This is a genomic window from Bradyrhizobium sp. 155 (assembly GCF_023101105.1).
Taxonomy (GTDB): Bacteria; Pseudomonadota; Alphaproteobacteria; order Rhizobiales; family Xanthobacteraceae; genus Bradyrhizobium; species Bradyrhizobium canariense_D.
The window spans coordinates 4026000-4046798 of the sequence record NZ_CP064704.1 but is presented as its reverse complement, the minus strand read 5'-3'; the positions used below and the strand labels follow the sequence as shown (position 1 = coordinate 4046798).

Sequence of the window (20799 nt, the reverse complement as noted above, 5' to 3'; positions counted from 1 at the left end):
AGCCGATGTCGCTCGGAAAAGCGGGGCAGATTTGCATCTTTCTGGTCTTCGCTCTGGCTGCGCCGCCGGCGTTCGCCGCGGAGATCGACGCCGCTGCCATCAACGTCGCCGAGCCGTCGAAGAAAACCCTGTCGAACGATAAGCCGACCGCGGCGGGGGTCCGGTTGCAGGTCCTGCTGGACCGCGCGCACTTCTCGCCCGGCGAGATCGACGGCAGATTCGGCGAGAACGCCAAAAAGGCGTTGCGGGCCTATGCCGAAGCACGGCAGCTGCCGGTTTCGGACGCCGTGACGGACGATGTCTGGACCGCGTTACGGGCGGACGACCGGCCGGTGACGATGACCTATGCCATCACCGAGCAGGACGTGGCGGGTCCTTTCCTGAAAAAGCTGCCGTCGAGGATGGAGGACATGAAGGAGCTTACAAAGCTCGGCTTCACCAGTGCGCGCGAGGCCCTGGCCGAGAAATTTCACATGAGCGAGCAGCTCCTGGTCGCGCTCAACTCCGGGCGTCATTTCGATCGCGCCGGCGACACCATCGTCGTGGTGGACACATCAGGCGCAGGCGAGGGCATCCCCACCAAGGCCGAGAGGATCGAGGTCGACAAGATCAGGCAGACCGTAAAACTGTTCGACAAAACGAATGCGCTGATCGGATTTTATCCCGCGACCGTCGGCAGCGAAGAGAAGCCGTCGCCCTCAGGTACGCTCAAGGTCACGGAAGTCAGCCGAAATCCGTACTATCGCTACAATCCCGCTTATCGCTTCAAGGGCGTCCATTCCCGCAAGCCCTTCACCATCAAGCCCGGCCCGAACAATCCGGTCGGCACGGTCTGGATCAACCTGTCTGCCGAGGGCTACGGCATTCACGGCACGCCTTCGCCGGAGAAGATTTCCAAGGCGGAATCTCACGGCTGCGTGCGTCTGACCAATTGGGATGCCGAGCGCGTCGCCGGGCGTGTCTCGAAGGGCACGCCGGTGGCATTCGTGGGCAGCCCCGGATGAACAAACGCCTCGAGGTGGCAACGCCGCTCGCCGATTGTGCGCTATTTCGGGATCGGCATCGTCAGCTCCTTGTCGGCCGTATCCACCACGAAGACGGCCAGCAATTTTGCGGGTTCGGTCTCGCTGGCATTGGCGCTGACGGCATGGCGGTCGCCGGGCTTTTCGGAGAAGTTCTCGCCCTTGTGAAAGACCTTGGCCGGGCCGTCATTGACCTGACTGCGTATCGCTCCTTCCAGGACGGTGGCGTAGATGAAAGCCGAGGGCGCGTGGATGTGGGCCGGCGAGGAGCCTCCGGGACCATACTCGACCAGTACGCCCTTCATGCTCTTGCCCGGGACATTGGGCAGCGCCTGGTCGAACACGACCGTCACCTTGGCCGTGGGCGTCGCCGTCTCGGCGGCATGGGCTGTCAGGAATGATGCGGCATAAACAGCGGTTGCGATGAGCAATCTGCGCATGGGGGTCTCCTCAAAGTCTCGCGAGCCATGTTGCGAGCGGCGTTTTGCCAAGCCGCGCCTCGCCGAGAGGGTTCAGCGATGTGTCGTCGATGGGAGCGCCGTAGTACGGCGCCTTTGGGTCTCCCACCACCGGTCGGGGGTCGCCGGACGCCTTCAGGCGGCGTGCGATGAATTCATCAAAGGGCGCCTTCTCAGGTCCTGCGATATCGATCGTGCCGTTGAGCGGCGGGCTCATCGCGACTTCTGCGAGGCGATCGGCCACGTCCTCGGCCGCGATGGGCTGAAACAATGCCGAGGGAACAACGATCCCACCCTCGGCCGCACCCATCTCGGCAATGGCGCTGAGGAATTCGAAGAACTGGGTGGCGCGGACGATCGAGTAGGGGACCGGCGAAGACTTGATGATAGTCTCCTGCGCCAGCTTGGCGCGAAAATAGGAGTTATCGGGCGAGCGCTCGGTTCCGACGATCGAGAGCGCCACATGATGCTTCACGGCCGCTGCGGCCTCAGTCGCAGCGAGGTTTTTGCTCGAACGCTCGAAGAATTCCAGCACGGCCGCGGGCTCCCAGGACGGCGCGTTGGCAACGTCGACGACGACATTGGTGCCCGCCAGCACTGCTGCGAGACCTTCCCCGGTCACCGCGTTCACGCCCGACTTCGGCGAAGCCGCGACCGCGTCGTGGCCTTGCTGCTTGAGCTTCGCCACCAGCTTGGATCCGATCAATCCGGTCCCGCCGATCACGACGATCTTCATGGCCTATCTCCTCGGCACGTTGCGGGCGCGAGCGTTTCAGGGTCGACGGCGCGCGCGTCGCGATGCGATGAGGCGACTCTTACCGGGGAAATGGGGCAGGCTCTTGCCTGTAACCGGCCTGCCTTGTCCAAAAATGATGAAGATGTTTATCGATCGCCGATAGATAAGTTGCATATCGAAATAGCCCGACGCGCGGAGCGCACCGCTGGCGCCAGCCACCACCAGCGGCGCGCGCTAGATTGCAGCACGTCCTTCGTGTCGGCGTTCGGTTACAGACGGCAATCGCACTACGCAGCGGAACCCGACATGGCTGGTCGAGGTATCGACCGGCTCGGCGTGCCGCGCGGCCGGGCGGTATCGGCGGCAATAGTTCGGCGCGCAGAGGTGCGAGCCGCCCTTGAGGACCGTGAGCGGAATCTGGATGTCGGGGAGGCGAGGGTCGTAGCTTGTGTGCTCACCGCCGCCGCGGGGATTTTTGGGGATGCAGCAGGGTTTTGCGGCGTCGGCGGCGTGTTTTGACGACCACCAGTCGGAGGTCCACTCCCAGACATTGCCGATCATGTCGTAGAGGCCGTAGCCGTTCGGCGGGAAGGCCATGACCGGCGAGGTACGCTCGTACCCATCCTCGCCGAGATTCTGGACGGGGAAGTTGCCCTGCCAGATATTGGCCATGTGTTTGCCGCCCGGCATCAGCGCATCGCCCCAGGCGTATTCCTCCGCCTCGAGGCCGCCACGCGCCGCAAATTCCCATTCCGCCTCCGTCGGCAGGCCCTTGCCGGCCCAGTGGGCATAGGCTGCCGCATCGCTAAAGGAGACGTGGACGACGGGATGATCGTCGAGATCCTCGATGTGCTGCCAGGACCATAGGGATGACGCCAGTTGGCGCCGCGCAGGAATGTCCACCACTGGCTCCAGTCGGTGAGATCGGTGATGCGCGGCAGCGGTGAGAACACCCGCGATCCCGCGTAGAGCATCTCTGCCAGCGCGCCCGGATAGTCCTTCGGATCGGGAACGATCTGCGCCTCGGTGACATGGCCGGTTGCGTCGACGAACTGCTTGAACTGCCGGTTGGTCACGGGCGTGCGGTCTATCCAGAAGCCGTCGACAGCAACGCGATGGCTCGGCGCTTCCTCGGGATAATGATGGTCGGATCCCATGCGAAAGGTTCCGCCGGGAATGAAGACCATCTCGCCGGTCTTCAAATCATCCGGCAACCACTCGCAGTGATCCAGATCTGCTCGCAACATGGTGGAAGCTCCGATGCTCGTAGTCCACCTGATGCTACTGCGCCAACCTGGCAGACTTCGACGATAGCTCTCTGCCCGGCCCATTAGACGCATTGTCTAGCCCCATTTTTTTGGCACTCGGGGAGAGGAGGACGCTGCGTCAACATCTCTTTCTTTTGCACGCACGTTTTCGACCACGCGGCAAATCCATGCCGCGTGCGCTCTGCCATCCCCAAAGCGCGTCCGCTCAATATCGCTAAGGTTGCAAACGGTACCCGAAGATTGGACGGCTGTGATGTGCAGTTTGTGCCAGTCTGCGGGGGAGTTGGTGAGGCCTCGCGTGCCGCAGAATTGTCGCGCTTCAGTAACACGGTACAGCCATGGGGCAAGTCCTCCTGGTTGATTCGCGCAAGCTGGACGGTTTCGAAGGACTTCAGCAGGCCGTCCACGGCTCGCATGTCGATGTGATGCAACTCGGCCGCGGTCGGTTGCGCGGAACGTTGTCCCATGTCGGCGTCGGCGACTTCTCGCTCAGCATTGGTGCGTTCAACGTCGGCATGCGCACGCAGCGGGTTTCCAGCGACGACAAGCTGATCATCGGGATGCTACTCGCGGCCGAAGAGCGCGTCGCCCACTGGTCGTTCGACATGCAGCTCAACGATGTGCTCGTCATTCCGCCGCTGCTCGAACATGACGGTGTTTTTCACGGCGGCTCCGCTTACGCCGCCATGCGGTTCGACCTCAACGAGGTCGCGACGCTGTTCGCCGGAAAAGCACGGCTGAGTGATCCTGACACCTGGCGCAGCCGCGGTCATTTCCGCGCGGACATCGAGAGCGGCGCGATCGCCTCGCGCCGCCTGGTCCGGATCATGTCGCACCTGCGCGACAACAAATACGGACTGACGCCATCAACAGCCGATTTCTGGAAACGATCGATCGCCGAATGCATGGCTGCCAACGTCGCGTCGTCGCTGCCACCCGACGGCAATGGCTGGCTCCCTTCCGCGCGACGGCTGATCCGCAAGGTCGAGGAGTTTCTCGACGACGCCGGCACCCGTCCGATGCACGTGTCGGAAATTTGCGCGGCGCTCGGCGTATCGCGGCGCACCCTACACCGCGCGTTTCAGGAGGTATTCGGTCTCGGCCCGGTCAGCTTCCTCAGGCACAAGCGTCTTTGCGCTGTTCATTCGATCCTGCACCAGAGCGCACCCGGCTCGACCACCGTGACAGCGGTCGCCATGCAGCAGGGCTTTTACGAACTCGGCCGGTTCTCGCAATACTACCTGGCAATGTTCGGAGAGCGTCCGTCGCAAACGCTCGGAATCGCGGCGGTGCAGGCCGCCGAAGACGAGATCGCCAGAGCCTCGCGCTTTGAGCCTGGACCGCGAACGACGCCATGATGGCATGCATGCCAGTGTTTTGCAGGCGTCAAACGGCGAAAAAACTGTCATGAAAACAACCGGATGGCTACCGTGTATGGGGTTGTTTTCACGGTTTTGAGTTGGATAGGCGAGCCGCCTCCAGCTTCAGGCCCCGCAGACGATCACGCCGTACCAGCCCAGGCCGCGATAGGTCTCGTAGCCGGGCGTCGCATGGAACGCGACCAGCGTGCCCGAGCCGTCCTGGTAGAAGCCGGAACGCTGGCCGTTGAGCGACAGCGAGATGCGTTCGCTGAGAATGCCTTGTCCGTCGGAAGCGGCGATCACGCGAAGATTGGAGTCGACCAGCAGCACGCGCGCCTTGTCGCTGTCGCCAACGCGCACGCCTTGCACGATGGCGCGGGCCTGCGCCTCCCAGTCGAAATGGATGGCGAGCACCCCGATCGGCGCGCCGTTGGCCTGGCCGCCGGCGCGGACGCTGGCGCAATAGGTCGCGACCTGGGCATTGCCGAGCAGCGGCTGGTTCTCGACGTCGCCGGCGACATAGTCGTCGCCGGAGCGCAGGGTCTTGGCCTCGCGAAACCATTTGGTGTGGGCGACGTTCTGGCCGACAGCGCGAAAGCGGTCGGCGCGGCCGTTGGCGATGACGTTGCCGTCGAGATCGCAGAGCCAGAGGTCGAGATAGACGGTGTAGGCTCCTAGGATCACACCGAGACGCTGCGAGGCATGGGACACGGCCGCGGCGTCGGGCGAGGCCGCGCAATCGACCAGCGCGGAATCGGTCGCCCACCAGCGCACGTCGCAGGTCCGTTCATAGAGGTTGCGGTCGATCAGCTCGATGGCGTTGAGCGAGAGGTCGACCATGCGCTCGCCGCGCGAGCGCTGGCTCATGCGGTCGATCGAGGCGACGAGGTCGCCGGTGCGCTTGGTCAGCTGGCTTTCGAGTTCGCGGGCGATAGTCTCGACCTGCTGGCCGACGCCGCGGACCTCCTGCGCCACCACCGCGAAGCCCGCGCCCTGCGCGCCGGCGCGCGAGCTTTCGATCAACGCGTTCAGCGCCAGCATCTTCATCTGGTTGGTGATCTGCTGGATCGCCTTGGTCTTGTCGACCGCGATCTGGTTGACCTCCGCCGTGAGGCGGTTGATCAGCGCGGAGATGTCGGAATCATCATTAGCGGGTTCATTTGCGATCGGCTTGGCTTTGAGACCCAGCGCAGCAGACATCGGGGGCTTCCCTTGCCAATGAGGTCTGATCTGCAACGAACCCGGAACAATCACTGACAGATCGAATACGATTCTTTTTCGAAGATTCCGCCTAACGCCTGCTTAATTTGCTGTTTTGCGGAATGCTCAAATGATAGTCAGTCCGGGTAGCAAAGCGGCAATCCACCGCTTTGTGCCGCGCAGACGTTGCAAATCCCGAGGGATTGCGGGCCAATCGTCCGTCGGCCGGACGATGCAATCCCTCCGGCTCCCAGGTTCCTCAAACCGACAGCTGTTCATGACGCCGCCCGCTACCGCCTTGCCCGTCGAAGCGCCCCAGGCGTTCCTGGGAGTGGCGCGCTCGCTCACCGACAAGCTTTGGCGCGACCGGCTGGATGCCCGCGGGGCGGCGAAAGCGCTTGCCATCGTGCAGCGCCACCAACTGCCCGAGCTCCTGGCGCGGGTGCTGGCAGGCCGCGGCGTCGACAGCGACGCCGTCGCAGATTTCCTCGATCCCACCATCCGCAAGCTTCTGCCGGACCCGTTCACGGTGACGGAGATGGAGGCCGCCGCGAAGCGGATCGCGGATGCCGCAGCGAACGGCGAGAAGGTCGCGATCTTCGGAGACTACGATGTCGACGGCGCGACCTCGGCGGCGCTGCTGACCTGGCATCTGCGGCATTGCGGGCTCGATCCGCTGATCCACATTCCCGACCGCATCTTCGAGGGCTACGGGCCCAACACGGAAGCCGTGCGCGCGCTGGCCGAAAAGGGCGCCACGCTGCTCGTCACCGTCGATTGCGGCACCACCAGCATCGAGCCGCTCGCCGAAGCAAAACGTATCGGCATGTCCGTCGTCGTGATCGACCATCATCAGGCCGGCACGGAGCTGCCGGAGGTCGACGCGCTGGTCAATCCGAACCGGCTCGACGATCTCTCCGGCCTCGGCCATCTCGCCGCCGTCGGCCTCGTGCTGGTGACGCTGGTCGCGGTCAATCGTGAATTACGCCAGCGCGGCTTCTGGAATGCGGAGATGCCCGAGCCGGATCTGCTCGGCATGCTGCATCACGTCGCGCTCGGCACGGTTGCTGATGTCGCGCCGCTGATCGGTCTCAACCGCGCGTTCGTCGCCAAGGGCCTGATCGCGATGCGGCGGCGCGACCATGTCGGCCACACAGCGCTGATGGACGTGGCGCGGCTCAACGGCCCGCCGGAGGCCTGGCATCTCGGCTTCATGCTGGGGCCGCGCATCAATGCCGGCGGTCGCATCGGCCGCGCCGATCTCGGCGTGCGCCTGCTTTTGGAGGGTGACAGCGTCGAGGCCGCGCGGATCGCCGCCGAACTCGACCGCCTCAACAGCGAGCGCCGGGTCATCGAGCAGGCGGCCGAAGCGCAGGCCGAAGCCGAGGCGCTCGCCTCGATCGGGCTCGAGGACAAGATCGGCGTGATCGTCACGGCCTCCGAAGGCTGGCATCCCGGCGTGGTCGGTCTCGTTGCGTCCCGGTTGAAGGAGAAGTTCTCGCGGCCCGCCTTTGCGATCGCGCTGGAGCCCGGCGGCATCGGCACCGGCTCCGGCCGTTCGATTGCCGGCGTCGATATCGGCAAGGCCGTGCGGCAGGCGGTCGCCGATGGCATTCTGCTGAAGGGGGGCGGCCACGCGATGGCTGCGGGGGTCACGCTACGGAAGGAAAAACTCGCCGAGTTTCGCGCCTACCTCGAGAATGCGTTGGGGCGCGACGTTGCCGAGGCGCGCCACGTCAACGAGCTCTACATCGACGGCGCGGTCTCCGCGCGCGCGGTGACGACCGAGCTTGCAGCGACGCTCAACCGCGCGGGTCCCTTCGGCAGCGGCAATCCGGAAGTCGTGTTGGCGCTGCCGGCGCACCAGCTCGTCTATGCCGACGAGGTGGGACAGGCACATTTGAGGCTACGCTTCAAGTCGGGCGACGGCGCCATCGTCAACGGCATCGCGTTCCGTTCGATCGGACAGAAGCTCGGCAACGCGCTCGTTGCCAATCGCGGCCAGCAATTGCATGTCGCGGGATCATTGTCGGTCGATCGCTATCAGGGCGCCGAGCGTGTGCAATTCCGCGTCATCGACGTCGCGCTACCCGATCAGGGACCATCCATGATTAGATAGGCCCGGCAAACAACAAAAAAGCTAACAGCAAAACTGGGAGTGAACATGGCAGGGCAGGTTGAGGGTAAAGTGGCGCTGGTGACGGGCGGCGCCTCCGGCATCGGCGAAGCCGTCGTCGAGCTATTCGCGCGCGAGGGCGCCACCGTCATTGCCACCGACATCGACGAGCTGCGCGGCCCCGAGCTCGCCAATCGCATCACCAAGGCCGACGGCAAGGCGATTTTCCTGGAGCAGGACGTCACCAGCGAAGAGCGCTGGATCGAGATCACAGCCGAGATCGCGAAGCGCTTTGGCCGGCTTGATATTCTCGTCTCCAACGCCGGCATCGGCATCGCCGTGCCCTCGATCGTCGACATGACGCTCAGCGACTGGCGCAAGCAGAACGCGATCAACCTCGACGGCGTCTTCCTCTCGGTCAAGCATTGCCTGCCCTTGATGCGCAAGACCGGCGGCGGCTCGATCGTCATGATGTCCTCGCTCGCGGGCCTGCGCGGCGCGCCTGGGCTGTCGGCCTATTCGGCGACCAAGGGCGGCGTGCGGCTGTTCGCCAAGTCGATCGCGATGGAGTGCGCGGCCGCCGGCGACGGCATCCGCGTCAACTCCGTCCATCCCGGCATCATCGACACCCCGATCTGGGGCAAGATCCCGACCGGCGCGACCGGCAACCAGGGCAATGCACCGATCGATCCCGAGGAGCGTGCGCGCCTCGTCACGCCGCTCGGCCGCGCCGGCCATGCTTCTGAAATTGCCTCCGGCGTGCTGTATCTGGCCTCCGATGCCTCGCGCTACGTCACCGGCAGCGAGCTCGTCATCGACGGCGGCATGAATGCCGGCGGCGTGCCGCGGCGGCAATAGACCGCCTCGCGGGCTGCGAAGGGCAGGGTGGCGCGCGCGGGGGCTGACGCGCAGGCGTCGGACCTGTACAACGCGGGCGTCTTCCGAACGACAGAGGTGTCCTTCCGCCATGGCGCACAGCCTTCACTCTTCGTCCTCCACGCCGGCAACGTTCCGCTCGAACCGTCCGGACCTCGTCACCGACGCGATCCGCAGCGCGCGCGAGGATCTTGCCGCCTGCTTTCGGATGGCTGCGCGCAACGGCTTTGAGGAGGGCATCTGCAACCACTTCTCGGCCGTGGTGCCGGGCCATGACGATCTCTTCCTGGTCAACCCTTACGGCTACGCCTTCCGCGAGCTGACCGCGTCAAAGCTGCTGATCTGCGATTTCCACGGCAGCGTGCTCGACGGCGAGGGCGTACCCGAGGCGACCGCGTTCTACATCCATGCCGAGATGCACAAGCGCCTGCCGCGCGCCAAGGTCGCCTTCCACACCCACATGCCCTACGCCACGGCGCTGTCGATGACCGAAGGCGATCCGCTGATCTGGGCCGGCCAGACCGCGCTGAAGTTCTATGGTCGCACGGCCGTGGACCGCGACTACAATGGCCTTGCGCTCGACAACCGCGAAGGTGCGCGCATCGCATCCGCCGTTGGGGATGCCGATATCATCTTCATGAAGCATCACGGCGTGATGGTGTTGGCACCGACCATCGCGGAAGCCTGGGACGATCTCTACTATCTCGAACGCGCCGCCGAGGTGCAGGTGCTGGCGATGTCGACCGGGCGACAGATGCTGCCGGTCGATCCCGCGATTGCAGCCGAGACCTACAGGCAGATGCGCGAGGGCGATTCCGAATCTGCACGGCTGCATCTTGCGGCGATCCGGCGGCAGCTCGATGCGGAGGAGCCGCAATACCGGCATTGAGCCGGCCTAAGACCCCAGGCGTAGCTTCGCCAGCACCTTCAGCCCGCCATAGCCGTCCGCAGGCACGATACCGGCCCTCTGCTGAAAATCCTTGATTGCCTTCATCGTGTCGTTGCCGACGCGGCCGTCGGTGCCGCCGGTGTCGAAGCCCGCCTTGGTCAGGCGCGTCTGCATCTCCTGCACCTCGGCGAGTGTCAGCGCGCGCTCGGAGCCGGGGAACGGCTGGATGAAAGGCGGGGCGCCGAGGCAGCGGTCGCCGAGATGGCAGATCGCCAGGGCATAGTTCATCGAGGGATTGTAGCTCTTCACCGCGTTGAAATTCGGTCCCAGCAGAAACGTCGGCCCGCCCGCAACCGGCGTCCACATCTGCGCGGATGCGGAGGCTTGCGGGAATGGCTGGCCGTCGGCGCGGGTGACGCCGGCCGCCTGCCAAGCCGCATAGGTCCGGCTGCCGCTCATCTCACCGGGCGTGCGCACCTCGTAGCCCCAATGCTCGCCGCGGTGCCACTTGCCGCGATTGACGAGATATTTTGCCGTCGAGCCCAGCGCGTCGTCGGGCTTGCCGAACGGCGACACCTTGCCGTCGCCATCATAGTCGATGCCGACATTGAGCCAGACTTCCGGCATCCATTGCGAATGCCCCATCGCGCCGGCCCAGGATCCCTGCATCTGCTCCGGCGTGCTCCAGCCCTTGTCGACGATGCGTAGCGCGTTGATCAGCTCGGTTTCCCAATAGGCCTTGCGTCGCGGTTCGTTCCAGGCGAGGGCGGCGAGCGAGGGAAACACCGGCGTCATGTGGTTCTGCTGCACCAGCGGATCGCCATAGGCGGACTCGACGCCCCACAGCGCCAGCAGCGTGCCGCGCTCGACGCCGAAATCGCGCTCGATACGCGCGAGCAGCGCCTCGTTGTTCTTCAGCGCGATCTTGCCGTTGATGATGCGCCAGTCGGAGACGCGACGGTTGATGTATTGCCAGACCTGCTCATGAAATTCGGGCTGGTTCCGCATCTGCTTGAACACGCTCATGTCGGGCTCGACCCGCGCCATCGCACGCTGCCATGTCGCAGCCGAGATGCCCTTGGCCATGGCACGAGCGCGAAAACCCTCACGCCATTCGTCGAAGCCTGGAGGTGCGGCGAAGACATGCGTCGGGAAAGCGAGCAGGGTGGCGGCGCCGATCGTGAAGGCGCGGCGGGTATGATGGATCGAGGAATCAGCGTGTTTCATCGACTTATTGTAGCGGGAAATGCGGCTCCTGTGAGTCGGTTCCTGGAGGGTCGGGAACGGGACGTCCGTCCTGTTCCTTCCGGAACAAATTGTCGCACTCACGCATTCCCTCCGCATGCAATCGAGGAGGACGAGATGAGGAAATATCTGTTTGCGGCCGCCATGGTCACCGCTATCGCAGCCCCCGCATTCGCCGACGAAGTCGGTGTTCATGTTGGTCCGGTCGGCGCCGGCGTGACCGTCGGACAGTCCCCGGAATATCGAGAGCGTGACCGCGATCGTGATCGCACCACCGTGATCAAGGAGCGCGAGCCTGCCGACCGCACCACCGTCATCAAGAAGGAAGATGAATTCGGTAACCGCGAAAAGACCGTGATTCATCACGACAACGACTAACGGAGCGGGGCCCCGGCCGATGGTCGGGGCCCGCCTTCCGTCGAGAATTCGGGGTCGAATGAAGATACGCGCGCATGCAGAGAGCCACGTCGTCGAGCTCGACGACGGATCACAATGGCAGATTTTCCCTGGCGATCTCGCCACCACACTGAGCTGGAAGCCCGAAACCGATCTGCACCTGGAGCGAAGCGGCGAGCGGGTGAGTTCGCATGAGCTGGTGAACGACGCCGATCAAAGCCGCGTGCGGGTGATCGCAGCGGGCGAGACCTGGCCCGATGGCGAGGTTAAGAAAGTGTTGAAGGGCGGGTAGGGCGCGCCTGCAACGGGTCGGATATCCCCAATTTTGAGCCTGTCACTTTACGGTCGATTCGCTTCCGTCTGCGCACAATGCGTGAATGCAGGAGCTGTTCGACATCATCCGCGCCAATCCCTGGCCGTTCGGCGCCGGGTTGTTCGTCGTCGTCCTGATGATCCTCGCGGAGAACTTTGGGCGCGGTATTCAAGGCCACGGCGCCGTCAGTGACTTCCCGGATTCGGACGGTGGCGACGGCGGAGGCGGCGACTAGGTCCCGCCAGCGGCAAGCGCGCTTCGCCTAGTCCTCCTGCAAATCGGCCGCGATGCCTGCGAGCCAGCGGCGAATGCTTGCCTCGGCCTTGACATCGAGCCCGGCGGCCAGCCGCTTCTCCAACGCAATCACCCTTTCCCGGCACGCTTTCAAAAGCGCCGTGCCGCGCGGCGTCAGCGTCCATTGCTGGATGCGGCCGTGGACGGGATGCGGCGTCATCACAATCGCGCCGTCACGCTCGAGATTGCGGATGATGACGCCGACGGTCTGGGGCGTCAGAAAGGTGAGGCGGGCAACGTCGGCGCCCGAGAGGCCCGGATAGGCGTTGAGCATGGTCAGCACCGCGAATTGCGGTGAGGTGACACCGAGATCGGCGAGCGACCGCTCCATCGTCAGACGGACTGCGGCGTGGGCCTGGCGCAAGAGATAGCCGAGATAGCCTTGCTCGCCGCGCTTGCCTTCCCCTGGGGCTGGCACGCGCACGGCGTCAGGCTTGGCAGTCTTGCGCCGGGATTTCGATCTCGTGATACTGGGCGACTTGCGCAACATGTAAGTGCTCTTATAAGATGTAAGCGGTCTTACAATACCACGAGGTGAACGGCAATGTCACACGCCCGCAGCGAATACGAGGATTTCAAGAAGATCGCGCCGGATGCGTATGAGCTGGTGCTGGCGCTCGGCCAGGTGGCGGCCAAGGCCGGTCTCGACAAGCAGCTTCTCGAACTGGTCAAGCTCCGGGCATCGCAGATCAACGGCTGCGCCTTCTGCGTGCAGCATCACATCCTGCTTTCGGAGCGGATCGGCGTGCCCGTCGACAAGCTCAATTTGGTCGTGGTCTGGCGCGAGGCGCCGATCTTTTCCGCGCGCGAACGTGCCGCGCTGGCCTGGACCGAGGCGCTGACCTGCCTGCCCGACGGAGTCGGCGAGGGCGTGTATGCCGAGGCGAGCCGTGAATTCTCCGAGACCGAACTGACGTACCTGACCTCTGCGGTTGCCTCGATCAACGTCTGGAATCGTTTCGGTGCGGCGTTTCGCTGGACACCGGCGAAGCGACCGGTCGCAGCGAATGCGGCGGCATCCTGATTGCAACGAAGGGAGATCGTGATGACGGTAGTAAGTTTGCCCACCACATTGGCGCCATCGCGTTCGATGGCGATCGCCGTCGTCGGCGGGCTTGCGTGCGCGCTTGCGATCGGCAAGGCGTTGCCGGTGACGATGGACACCATTTCCGGCGCACTCGCGCCGCTCTGCGCCACCGCCGCCGAAAGCTCGCCGCTGGACAAGGTCGAGCCGATCGACTCCTACGCGCTGCCGAACGTGCCGGGCAAGCGCGTCACCATCGTGCGCGTGTTCTACGGCCCTGGCGGGTTCTCGCGGCCGCATCGTCACGCAGGATCCGTCACCGCCTACATAACCAAGGGCAAGATCCGCTCCCAGCTCGGCGGCGGCCCGGTCGAGACGTTCGGCGTCGGCCAGTCCTTCTTCGAGCCGCCCGGCTCGACGCATCTGGTCTCGGCCAATGCCAGCACCACGGAGCCGGCGGAATTGATTGCCGTGTTCGTGGCGGACGAGGGCGCGCAACTCACGACGTTGCTGGAGTAGCCGGCACCCGCAATCTGCAGCCGCTTTTGTTCAGGTCGGCTGCGATCGCTTCAGACGTTTCCATAGCGGTGAAAGACCGTATGTGACGGCCGGTATCGCAACTGCGCCGACAAGGAGCCCAATAACGCCTGAAATGGCTGCCTCGACCGCCCATCCGACGGTGCCGGCAATGGAGGGAAGGCGGTGCGCGGCAGCCTCGGTCGCGGCATGAACCGTATGGCCGACTACCGGTGGGCCGTATTGTTCGATGCCGTGCAGGATGATGCCGCCACCGACCCAGATCATCGCGGCGGTGCCGATGGTGCTCAGCACCGCCAGGAAGACAGGCATGCCGCGGACCAGCGCACGTCCAAGCAATCGGATTGCGCCGCCAACAAGCGAGGCGCCGTCATACCGCGCAAGGGCCAGGCCGACATCGTCCGCCTTCACGATCAAGGCGACCACGCCGTAGACTCCAACAGTGATGAAAATGGCGACGAGTGCGAGCACGAGCGCCTGGGTCCAGATGCTGCCCGCCGGGACGGCCGCCAGCGTGATCGCCATGATCTCCGCCGACAGGATGAAATCCGTTTTGATGGCGCTTGCGACTTTCTCGTCCTCGACCGACCGCGCGTTCAATGCAATTGGCTGGGGCTGGGCTTCGTGGTGGCGCGCATCATGCGGCATCGCGGCTTCGAGCACCTTCTCGGTGCCCTCATAGCACAGAAAGGCGCCGCCCAGCATGAGCAGCGGCGTGACCGCGGCGGGAAGGAAATAACCAAGCAACAGGGCAATGGGCAGCAGGATCAGCAATTTATTGCGCAGCGACCCAACCGCAATCTTGCCTACGATCGGCAGTTCGCGTTTCGAGGCAAAGCCGATCACGTAGTTCGGCGTGACGGCTGCGTCATCGATGACCACGCCAGCCGCCTTTGCTCCCGCCTTGGCCGTTTGGCCCGCGACATCGTCGAGCGAGGCTGCCGCCACCTTTGCGATCGCTGCGATATCGTCGAGAAGACCAATCAGTCCGACACTCATCAACCCAGTTCCTTCGGCCTTCCATCGGGCGGTGTGTGCGACAACACGCTTTTGCACTGCCTGGCAATGGAAGGAGCAAGCCGTTAGTTCTCGTCGCCGCCCGATCCCTCGCGCAGGTCCGGCTTGAGCACGTCCTCCGGCAGCGCATGCGCCACAGGCTGTGGCGTGCCGGCGATCTCCGGGCCGACCTCGCGGCCGCGGGCGTGGATCAGGCGCTCATAGGCGGAGACCAGCGTGACGTAAGGACTGACCCAGATCCAGCCGTCGCGGGTGAACACTTGCACGTCGAAATGCAGGTGCATCGAGGTGCCGGCGGGATGGTCGAGATAGTTCGAGACCACGCCGATCTTCTCGCCCTCCGATACGATGCGGCCATTGAGCAGGCCATCGGCGTTCAGCGCCTGCGGGTTCATATGCATGTAGCGGAAGCGAATGTGCTCGCTCCGGCTGTTGATTTGCAGCGTCACAGCCTGGTCCTTGGAAGCGCGTATAACCCTCGCATCCCGCACGGCGACGACGGCGCGCTGCTTGGGATCACAGGCTTGGCGGCCTTCACCAGGCGGTGGGCACTCGGCCGCGCGGATGTCCTCGCCCTGATGGCCATAGCCGCCGCCGCATTGCCAGACCTCGAAACTCCGGGATTCGCAGAAATTGTCGCGCCAGGGATAGGCGGTCGTGCTCTCGATCTTGTCGCGCTTGGCATAGGATTGCGAGTGCACGAACGCGGGCGCCTTCTCGAGAGGAAACCGGATCTGTGCGTAGGCCATCACGTCGGGATGGCCGCCCTGCTTGCGATAGCCGGTGTTCGGGATGATGTCGCCGCTCGGCCTGTAGGTGAAGTCCGGGGAGCGTACCGTGGGACGATCGAGAATGTTGGAAGCGATGTCCGTGAGCGGCCGCATGCGCTGGCCGCCCGCCACGCGCAGCGCCTTCAGGAAGCGCTCGGCGATCGGATAGGCCTCCTTGCAGGCAAGCCGCCGCGGCTTGGCAACGCTGTCGAGGCATTGGATCGACACCACATAGGCGACGCCGAAACGGGTGAAAGCGTAGCGCATATAGCCTTCCCGGATGAACTTGCGCAGGTCCGGGTAGAGCGCCGCGAGCGGTTTGACCGGCTCGCCCTTGCCGCCCGAGGGATCGGCAATGTCATAGACCAGCGCCGAGCCCGTGATCTGCACCTCGACCGGCCTTGCGAAGACCCGGCTCGGCATGCCGTCTCCGGTACCAGGCTCGAACGAAAAGGTCGCGCTGTAGCCGGCGGGACCTGCATCGAACAGGTCGACGGAATTGAAGTCAGCCTGGTAGCGCGACAGCGCGACGGTCGCCGGCGCGCCATTGCGCCGAGCTTCGAGATACGCGGCAGCGTCGAACGGCAGCAGCACGGGCACGGAGCTGCGGGCGATGCCGGTGAAGAATTGCGAGGAGATCGCGTTGAGCTGCACCAGCGCCGGCATCGCGCGCGGATCGTAGCGCGGCACCGAACGACGGGGTGCGAAGATGAAGTCTTCCGCGGCCCGGGGATGGACGTTGATTTCGGTGCGGAGCTGGTCAAGCGCCGCGCGCCAATCGACGCGCAGCGCCGTGAGTGAGGGGCTGCGGAACTCATCCGCAGCAAGTGGAGAGGCAATGAGGAGCGAAAGCGACGCCAGAAGTTGCGAGACGAAGCGGAAACTTTTCCCAACCACTGTCTCGCCCCCCGGCGGCACCTGTTGCGCTCGCTTTGGTCCCGTCAGTCCTTGGCACGCTCGGAGTAGGAGCCGTCTTCGGTCATCACGACGATTCGGGTGCCGACGGCGATGTGCGGCGGCACCGTGGTGCGAACGCCATTCGAGAGCACGGCGGGCTTGTAGGACGAGGAGGCGGTCTGCCCCTTGGTCACGGGCTCGGTCTCGATCACTTCCAGCGTCACGCGCTGCGGCAGGGCGATCGATACCGGGTTGGAACCGTGCAGCGATAGCTTGACCGTCATGCTCTCCTGAAGATAGGCCGCCGCATCGCCGATCACATCCTTGGACACCTGGACCTGGTCATAGGTCTCCGGGTTCATGAAGTGATAGCCGTCACCATCTTCATACAGGAAGGTGTAGTTGCGCTCTTCGATTGTGGCCTTCTCGACCTGATCGGTGGTCTTGTAGCGCTCGGAGATCTTTACCCCGTCCGAGATTCGGCGCATTTCGATCTGGCTGACCGGGGTGCCCTTGCCGGGATGGATGTTCTCGGCGGTCACGACGACATATAGCTTGCCGTCTTGCTCGATCACGTTGCCCTTGCGAATAGAACTGGCGATGACTCTCAAAGCTGTATTTCCTGCTTGCTTGGCCCGGCTCGGGCCAGGACGTGGTCAAATTGATGGGGGACCTGGGGCCCCAAATCAGACCGCGGCACCCGTTTCGGGCCGCAACATACTGGTTTTGCCGTTGGATGCCAGCATTTTGCTGGCTTGCGGGACAGCCGGTTAATGGCTGGGGACAAGCCGATGTCGCCGTCCTGGTCCCCCTCGCGGCATCTCGACCGCCGGCCCTTCTTGCAGGCCAGGGGAGCCATCACTGGGGCTCTACGGGGATTTTTCGTCGAGCAGGGCTTCGTCGAGGTCGAAACCTCCGTTCTCCAGGTCTCCCCGGGCAACGAGACCCACCTGCACGCCCCCCGGACCGAGATCATGCGGCCCGACGGCAGCCGTGTGAGCCGATATTTGCGGACCTCGCCGGAATTCGCCTGCAAGAAGCTGCTGGCGGCCGGGGAGACCCGGATTTTCGAGTTCGCCCGGGTGTTCCGGGACCGTGAGCGCGGCGACCTGCATTTGCCCGAATTCACCATGCTGGAATGGTACCGGGCAGGCGCGCCCTATGACGCCATCATGGCCGACTGCGTCGTCCTCATCGCCCGCGCGGCCCAGGCGACCGGTATCGGCGCCTTCACCTTCCGCGGCCGGACCGCAGATCCTTTCGCCGAGCCGGAGCTTGTGACGGTTGCCAGCGCCTTCGAGCAGTTTGCGGGAATCGACCTGCTTGCGACCATTTCCGGCGGCGAGGGCGACCGCGCCGCGCTCGCGCGGTCAGTTGCCGGCAAGGTCCGCGTGGCCGAGGATGACACCTGGTCCGACATCTTCAGCAAGGTTCTGGTCGAGCATGTCGAGCCGCATCTGGGGCAGGGCCGTTTGACCATTCTGTTCGAATACCCATCTCCAGAGGCGGCACTGGCGCGCGTGAAGGCGGGCGATCCCCGAGTCGCCGAGCGGTTCGAGGTCTATGCCTGCGGTGTCGAGCTCGCCAACGGTTTTGGCGAACTGACCGACGCCGAGGAGCAGCGCAAGCGCTTCACGCAATCCATGGCAGAGAAGCAACGCCGCTACTGCGAAGCCTATCCGCTGGACGAGGACTTTCTGGCCGCGGTCGCGGCGATGCCGGAGGCGAGCGGCGTCGCGCTCGGATTCGACCGCCTGGTAATGCTGGCGAGCGGCGCATCGCGAATTGATCAGGTGGTGTGGACGCCGCCTGCAAATGAAACGTTGAGCGAGACATGATGAAGAGCAATCTTGCGCGCACATTGCGCGAGCCGGCCGAACTTGTGGCCGAGCAGCTGGTGTCAGCCACAGCGCTGCCGGTGCTCGATCGCATTGCCGCACGCTATGCGGTTGCGATCACGCCGGCGCTGGTCGATCTGATCGACAGGTCCGATCCCGACGATCCCATTGCGCGCCAATTCGTTCCGACTGCCGCAGAGCTGGAGATGCAGCCGGGCGAGAATGCAGATCCGATCGGCGATCATTCGCACTCGCCGGTTCCCGGGATCGTGCATCGTTATCCCGACCGCGTGCTGTTCAAGCTCGTTCACGTCTGCGCGGTCTATTGCCGCTTCTGCTTCCGCCGCGAGATGGTCGGACCCGGCAAGGAGAACGCGCTCTCGGACGCCGCCTATCGCGCGGCGATCGACTACATCCGCGCGCACAGCGAGATCTGGGAGGTGATCCTGACCGGGGGGGATCCCCTGATGTTGTCGCCTCGGCGGATGGGCGAGATCATGGCCGATCTGGCCGGAATCGATCACGTCAAGATCATCCGCCTTCACACCCGCGTGCCGGCGGCCGATCCCGCGCGCATCAGCGACGAGATGGTGGCGGCGCTCAAGGCCGAAGGCGCCACCACCTGGGTGGCGCTGCATGCCAACCATGCGCGCGAACTGACGGGGCCCGCGCGTGCCGCCTGCGCGCGGCTGGTCGATGCCGGAATTCCCATGGTAAGCCAGTCCGTGCTTTTGCGCGGCGTCAATGACAACGCAATCGCTCTTTCGGATTTGATGCGAGCTTTCGTCGAATGCCGGATCAAGCCCTATTATCTGCATCACGGTGATCTCGCGCCCGGCACGGCGCATCTGCGAACGACACTCTCCGAGGGGCAGCATTTGATGCGGCAGCTGCGCGGACGGGTGTCAGGACTGTGTCAGCCCGACTATGTCATCGACATCCCCGGCGGTGCCGGCAAGTCGCCGGTGGGGCCGAATTACGTGTTGCCGATGCAAAATACCGCACCTGATGCGGGTGATGCGGCATCGGAAACGCGCTATCGTATCGTGGATTATTGCGGCGACGTTCACCTCTATCCGCCCGAGACCTGATTGGTCGTGATGGAGATGCTGGCCCGAGGAATGGAGAAGCAAAATGAGAAGCATCATCCTAGCACTGTCGCTTCTGACGGTGTTCGGCAGCGCCGGCTTCGCGCAAACGGGAAGCAAGGGATCGACGACCTCGGGACAATCGGCGGGTTCTTTGCCGCCTGCGCCCGTCGGTCATCGGCAGCCGCGCGCTGGCGACGTGCCAAGTGAGAAGAACCTGAGCGACCCGAACGATCCCCTCAGCAAGGAAAATCAGGCGCTCGACAAGAAGATCAAGAGCATCTGCCGCGGCTGCTAGGCGCCGGGAAAGCGGGCAGGGTGCGACGGCCTCACCCCGCCCGCAATCGTTTGGTCAGGCGGAGCGCTCGTGCAGCCCTGCGCGCTTGATGTTGCGCCGGATCTCGACCGCGTCAGCGAGCTGCTTGAGCACGGTTGCCGTGGTCGCCCAGTCGATGCAGCCGTCCGTGATGCTCTGGCCATAGGTGAGCGGCTTGCCCGGCACCACGTCCTGGCGTCCGGCGACGAGATTGCTCTCGACCATCACCCCCATGATGCGGTTCTCGCCGCCAGAAATTTGCCCGGCGATGTCGGCCGTCACGAGCGGCTGGTTTTCCGGCTTCTTGCTCGAATTAGCGTGGCTCACATCGACCATCACGAGCGGTGCGACGCTTGCTTTCGCCAGATCGTTGCAGGCCGCCGCGACGCTTGCCGCATCGTAGTTCGGCGTGCTGCCGCCGCGCAGGATGATGTGACAATCCTCGTTGCCCGCGGTTGAGGCGATCGCCGAGCGGCCGAGCTTGGTCACCGCCATGAAATGATGCGGATTCGAGGCCGACTTCACAGCGTCCGCCGCAATTTGCACATTGCCGTCGGTGCCGTTCTTGAACCCGACCGGGCAGGACAGCCCCGAGGCCAACTCGCGATGGATCTGGCTTTCGGTCGTGCGCGCGCCGATTGCGGCCCAGGACACGAGGTCCGCAATGTATTGCGGCGTCGTCATGTCGAGGAATTCGGTGCCGGCGGGCAGGCCGACATTATTTACCGCCGAGAGCACGTTGCGCGCCAGCCGCAGGCCCTTGTTGATGTCGAAGCTGCCGTCCAGATCAGGATCGTTGATCAGGCCCTTCCAGCCGACCGTGGTGCGCGGCTTCTCGAAATAGACCCGCATCACGATCTCGAGTTGGTCGGCAAGCTCTTCGCGCAAGCTCGCGAGGCGCTCGGCGTATTCGAGCGCGGCCCTGGGATCATGCACCGAGCAGGGGCCGACCACGACCAGAAGCCGGTCGTCCTGGCCATTGAGAATCGCATGGATGGCGTTGCGTGCGGCCATCACCACGCGCGTCGCGGTGAGCGTGCGCGGGACTTCCCGCATCACCTCTTCGGGCGTGCTCAGCTCTTTCAGTTCGCGGATACGAAGATCGTCGGTCGTGCTCAGCACGGCGGGCTCCTGTCAT

The 20799-nt window shown here is 64.4% G+C and carries 22 protein-coding genes and 1 pseudogene; 13 read left to right on the top strand and 10 right to left on the bottom strand.

From position 1 onward, the window contains the following. Positions 1-5: 5 nt before the first annotated feature. Positions 6-1004: a L,D-transpeptidase family protein gene (locus IVA93_RS19795; protein ID WP_018454414.1), complete on the top strand. Its 999-nt coding sequence runs from the start codon at positions 6-8 to the stop codon at positions 1002-1004. Between the two features lie 41 nt (positions 1005-1045). On the opposite strand, the gene IVA93_RS19790 is transcribed toward IVA93_RS19795, so the two are convergent. The 3 genes and pseudogenes from IVA93_RS19790 to IVA93_RS19780 form a co-directional block, all read right to left on the bottom strand. Further along, positions 1046-1462 (bottom strand): cupin domain-containing protein, encoded by a 417-nt coding sequence (locus IVA93_RS19790; protein WP_018454413.1) that lies wholly within the window; start codon positions 1460-1462, stop codon positions 1046-1048. Between the two features lie 10 nt (positions 1463-1472). Then, a complete protein-coding gene (locus IVA93_RS19785; protein WP_018454412.1) occupies positions 1473-2216 on the bottom strand; it encodes an SDR family oxidoreductase in 744 nt (247 codons plus the stop codon). A 234-nt stretch (positions 2217-2450) separates the two neighbouring features. Beyond that, a pseudogene (locus IVA93_RS19780) lies at positions 2451-3463 on the bottom strand (formylglycine-generating enzyme family protein). Between the two features lie 359 nt (positions 3464-3822). Between IVA93_RS19780 and IVA93_RS19775 the strand changes: the two are divergent. Next, a complete protein-coding gene (locus tag IVA93_RS19775; RefSeq protein ID WP_247368503.1) occupies positions 3823-4842 on the top strand; it encodes a helix-turn-helix domain-containing protein in 1020 nt (339 codons plus the stop codon). Positions 4843-4968: 126 nt separating this feature from the next. On the opposite strand, the gene IVA93_RS19770 is transcribed toward IVA93_RS19775, so the two are convergent. Beyond that, positions 4969-6045 carry a methyl-accepting chemotaxis protein gene (locus tag IVA93_RS19770; RefSeq protein WP_085385271.1) on the bottom strand — a complete coding sequence of 359 codons (1077 nt, stop codon included), beginning with the start codon at positions 6043-6045 and terminating at the stop codon, positions 4969-4971. Positions 6046-6322: 277 nt separating this feature from the next. Between IVA93_RS19770 and recJ the strand changes: the two genes are divergently transcribed. The 3 genes from recJ to IVA93_RS19755 all read left to right on the top strand — a co-directional run bounded on the left by recJ (position 6323) and on the right by IVA93_RS19755 (position 9926). Continuing rightward, positions 6323-8164: a single-stranded-DNA-specific exonuclease RecJ gene (recJ, locus tag IVA93_RS19765; RefSeq protein ID WP_247297386.1), complete on the top strand. Its 1842-nt coding sequence runs from the start codon at positions 6323-6325 to the stop codon at positions 8162-8164. Positions 8165-8209: 45 nt separating this feature from the next. Then, complete coding sequence (locus IVA93_RS19760; RefSeq protein ID WP_247390562.1) at positions 8210-9019, top strand: SDR family NAD(P)-dependent oxidoreductase; 810 nt, start codon at positions 8210-8212, stop codon at positions 9017-9019. A gap of 109 nt (positions 9020-9128) precedes the next feature. Next, positions 9129-9926 carry an aldolase gene (locus tag IVA93_RS19755; protein ID WP_018454407.1) on the top strand — a complete coding sequence of 266 codons (798 nt, stop codon included), beginning with the start codon at positions 9129-9131 and terminating at the stop codon, positions 9924-9926. Between the two features lie 6 nt (positions 9927-9932). On the opposite strand, the gene IVA93_RS19750 is transcribed toward IVA93_RS19755, so the two are convergent. Further along, the gene (locus IVA93_RS19750) at positions 9933-11153 is read right to left on the bottom strand and encodes a lytic murein transglycosylase (protein ID WP_247454143.1); all 1221 of its coding nucleotides are present in this window, start codon (positions 11151-11153) and stop codon (positions 9933-9935) included. Positions 11154-11288: 135 nt separating this feature from the next. Here IVA93_RS19750 and IVA93_RS19745 point away from each other — a divergent pair, with 135 nt between their 5' ends. The 3 genes from IVA93_RS19745 (at position 11289) to IVA93_RS19735 (ending at position 12115) form a co-directional block, all read left to right on the top strand. Then, a complete protein-coding gene (locus IVA93_RS19745) occupies positions 11289-11549 on the top strand; it encodes a hypothetical protein (protein WP_007591459.1) in 261 nt (86 codons plus the stop codon). 58 nt (positions 11550-11607) lie between these two features. Further along, a complete protein-coding gene (locus IVA93_RS19740; protein WP_018454404.1) occupies positions 11608-11859 on the top strand; it encodes a hypothetical protein in 252 nt (83 codons plus the stop codon). 85 nt (positions 11860-11944) lie between these two features. After that, a complete protein-coding gene (locus IVA93_RS19735; protein ID WP_018454403.1) occupies positions 11945-12115 on the top strand; it encodes a hypothetical protein in 171 nt (56 codons plus the stop codon). A gap of 27 nt (positions 12116-12142) precedes the next feature. On the opposite strand, the gene IVA93_RS19730 is transcribed toward IVA93_RS19735, so the two are convergent. Beyond that, entirely contained in the window at positions 12143-12664 is a 522-nt protein-coding gene (locus tag IVA93_RS19730) for a MarR family winged helix-turn-helix transcriptional regulator (RefSeq protein WP_018454402.1), read from the bottom strand. A gap of 54 nt (positions 12665-12718) precedes the next feature. On the opposite strand from IVA93_RS19730, the gene IVA93_RS19725 reads away from it, so the two are divergent. After that, positions 12719-13198: a carboxymuconolactone decarboxylase family protein gene (locus tag IVA93_RS19725; protein ID WP_018454401.1), complete on the top strand. Its 480-nt coding sequence runs from the start codon at positions 12719-12721 to the stop codon at positions 13196-13198. Between the two features lie 21 nt (positions 13199-13219). Then, positions 13220-13717, top strand: a complete 498-nt coding sequence (locus IVA93_RS19720) for a cupin domain-containing protein (protein ID WP_204511119.1) — start codon at positions 13220-13222, stop codon at positions 13715-13717. A gap of 30 nt (positions 13718-13747) precedes the next feature. Here IVA93_RS19720 and IVA93_RS19715 read toward each other — a convergent pair whose 3' ends face one another. The 3 genes from IVA93_RS19715 to efp form a co-directional block, all read right to left on the bottom strand. After that, entirely contained in the window at positions 13748-14734 is a 987-nt protein-coding gene (locus IVA93_RS19715; RefSeq protein ID WP_247368494.1) for a DUF808 domain-containing protein, read from the bottom strand. A gap of 83 nt (positions 14735-14817) precedes the next feature. Beyond that, a complete protein-coding gene (locus IVA93_RS19710; RefSeq protein ID WP_085353465.1) occupies positions 14818-16440 on the bottom strand; it encodes a M23 family metallopeptidase in 1623 nt (540 codons plus the stop codon). 23 nt (positions 16441-16463) lie between these two features. Beyond that, complete coding sequence (gene efp, locus IVA93_RS19705) at positions 16464-17030, bottom strand: elongation factor P (RefSeq protein ID WP_026232726.1); 567 nt, start codon at positions 17028-17030, stop codon at positions 16464-16466. Positions 17031-17192: 162 nt separating this feature from the next. On the opposite strand from efp, the gene epmA reads away from it, so the two are divergent. Genes epmA through IVA93_RS19690 form a run of 3 tightly spaced genes read left to right on the top strand, consistent with a single transcriptional unit; the run spans position 17193 to position 19643 of the window. Continuing rightward, on the top strand, positions 17193-18257 hold the full coding sequence (gene epmA / locus IVA93_RS19700; protein ID WP_247789209.1) for an EF-P lysine aminoacylase EpmA: 1065 nt from the start codon (positions 17193-17195) through the stop codon (positions 18255-18257). Further along, positions 18254-19348, top strand: a complete 1095-nt coding sequence (locus IVA93_RS19695) for a lysine-2,3-aminomutase-like protein (protein WP_247368491.1) — start codon at positions 18254-18256, stop codon at positions 19346-19348. The genes epmA and IVA93_RS19695 overlap by 4 nt, the downstream gene beginning before the upstream one ends. A gap of 43 nt (positions 19349-19391) precedes the next feature. After that, positions 19392-19643 carry a hypothetical protein gene (locus IVA93_RS19690; protein WP_018454394.1) on the top strand — a complete coding sequence of 84 codons (252 nt, stop codon included), beginning with the start codon at positions 19392-19394 and terminating at the stop codon, positions 19641-19643. A gap of 54 nt (positions 19644-19697) precedes the next feature. Here IVA93_RS19690 and IVA93_RS19685 read toward each other — a convergent pair whose 3' ends face one another. Next, complete coding sequence (locus IVA93_RS19685; protein WP_204511121.1) at positions 19698-20783, bottom strand: 3-deoxy-7-phosphoheptulonate synthase; 1086 nt, start codon at positions 20781-20783, stop codon at positions 19698-19700. Positions 20784-20799: the final 16 nt, after the last annotated feature.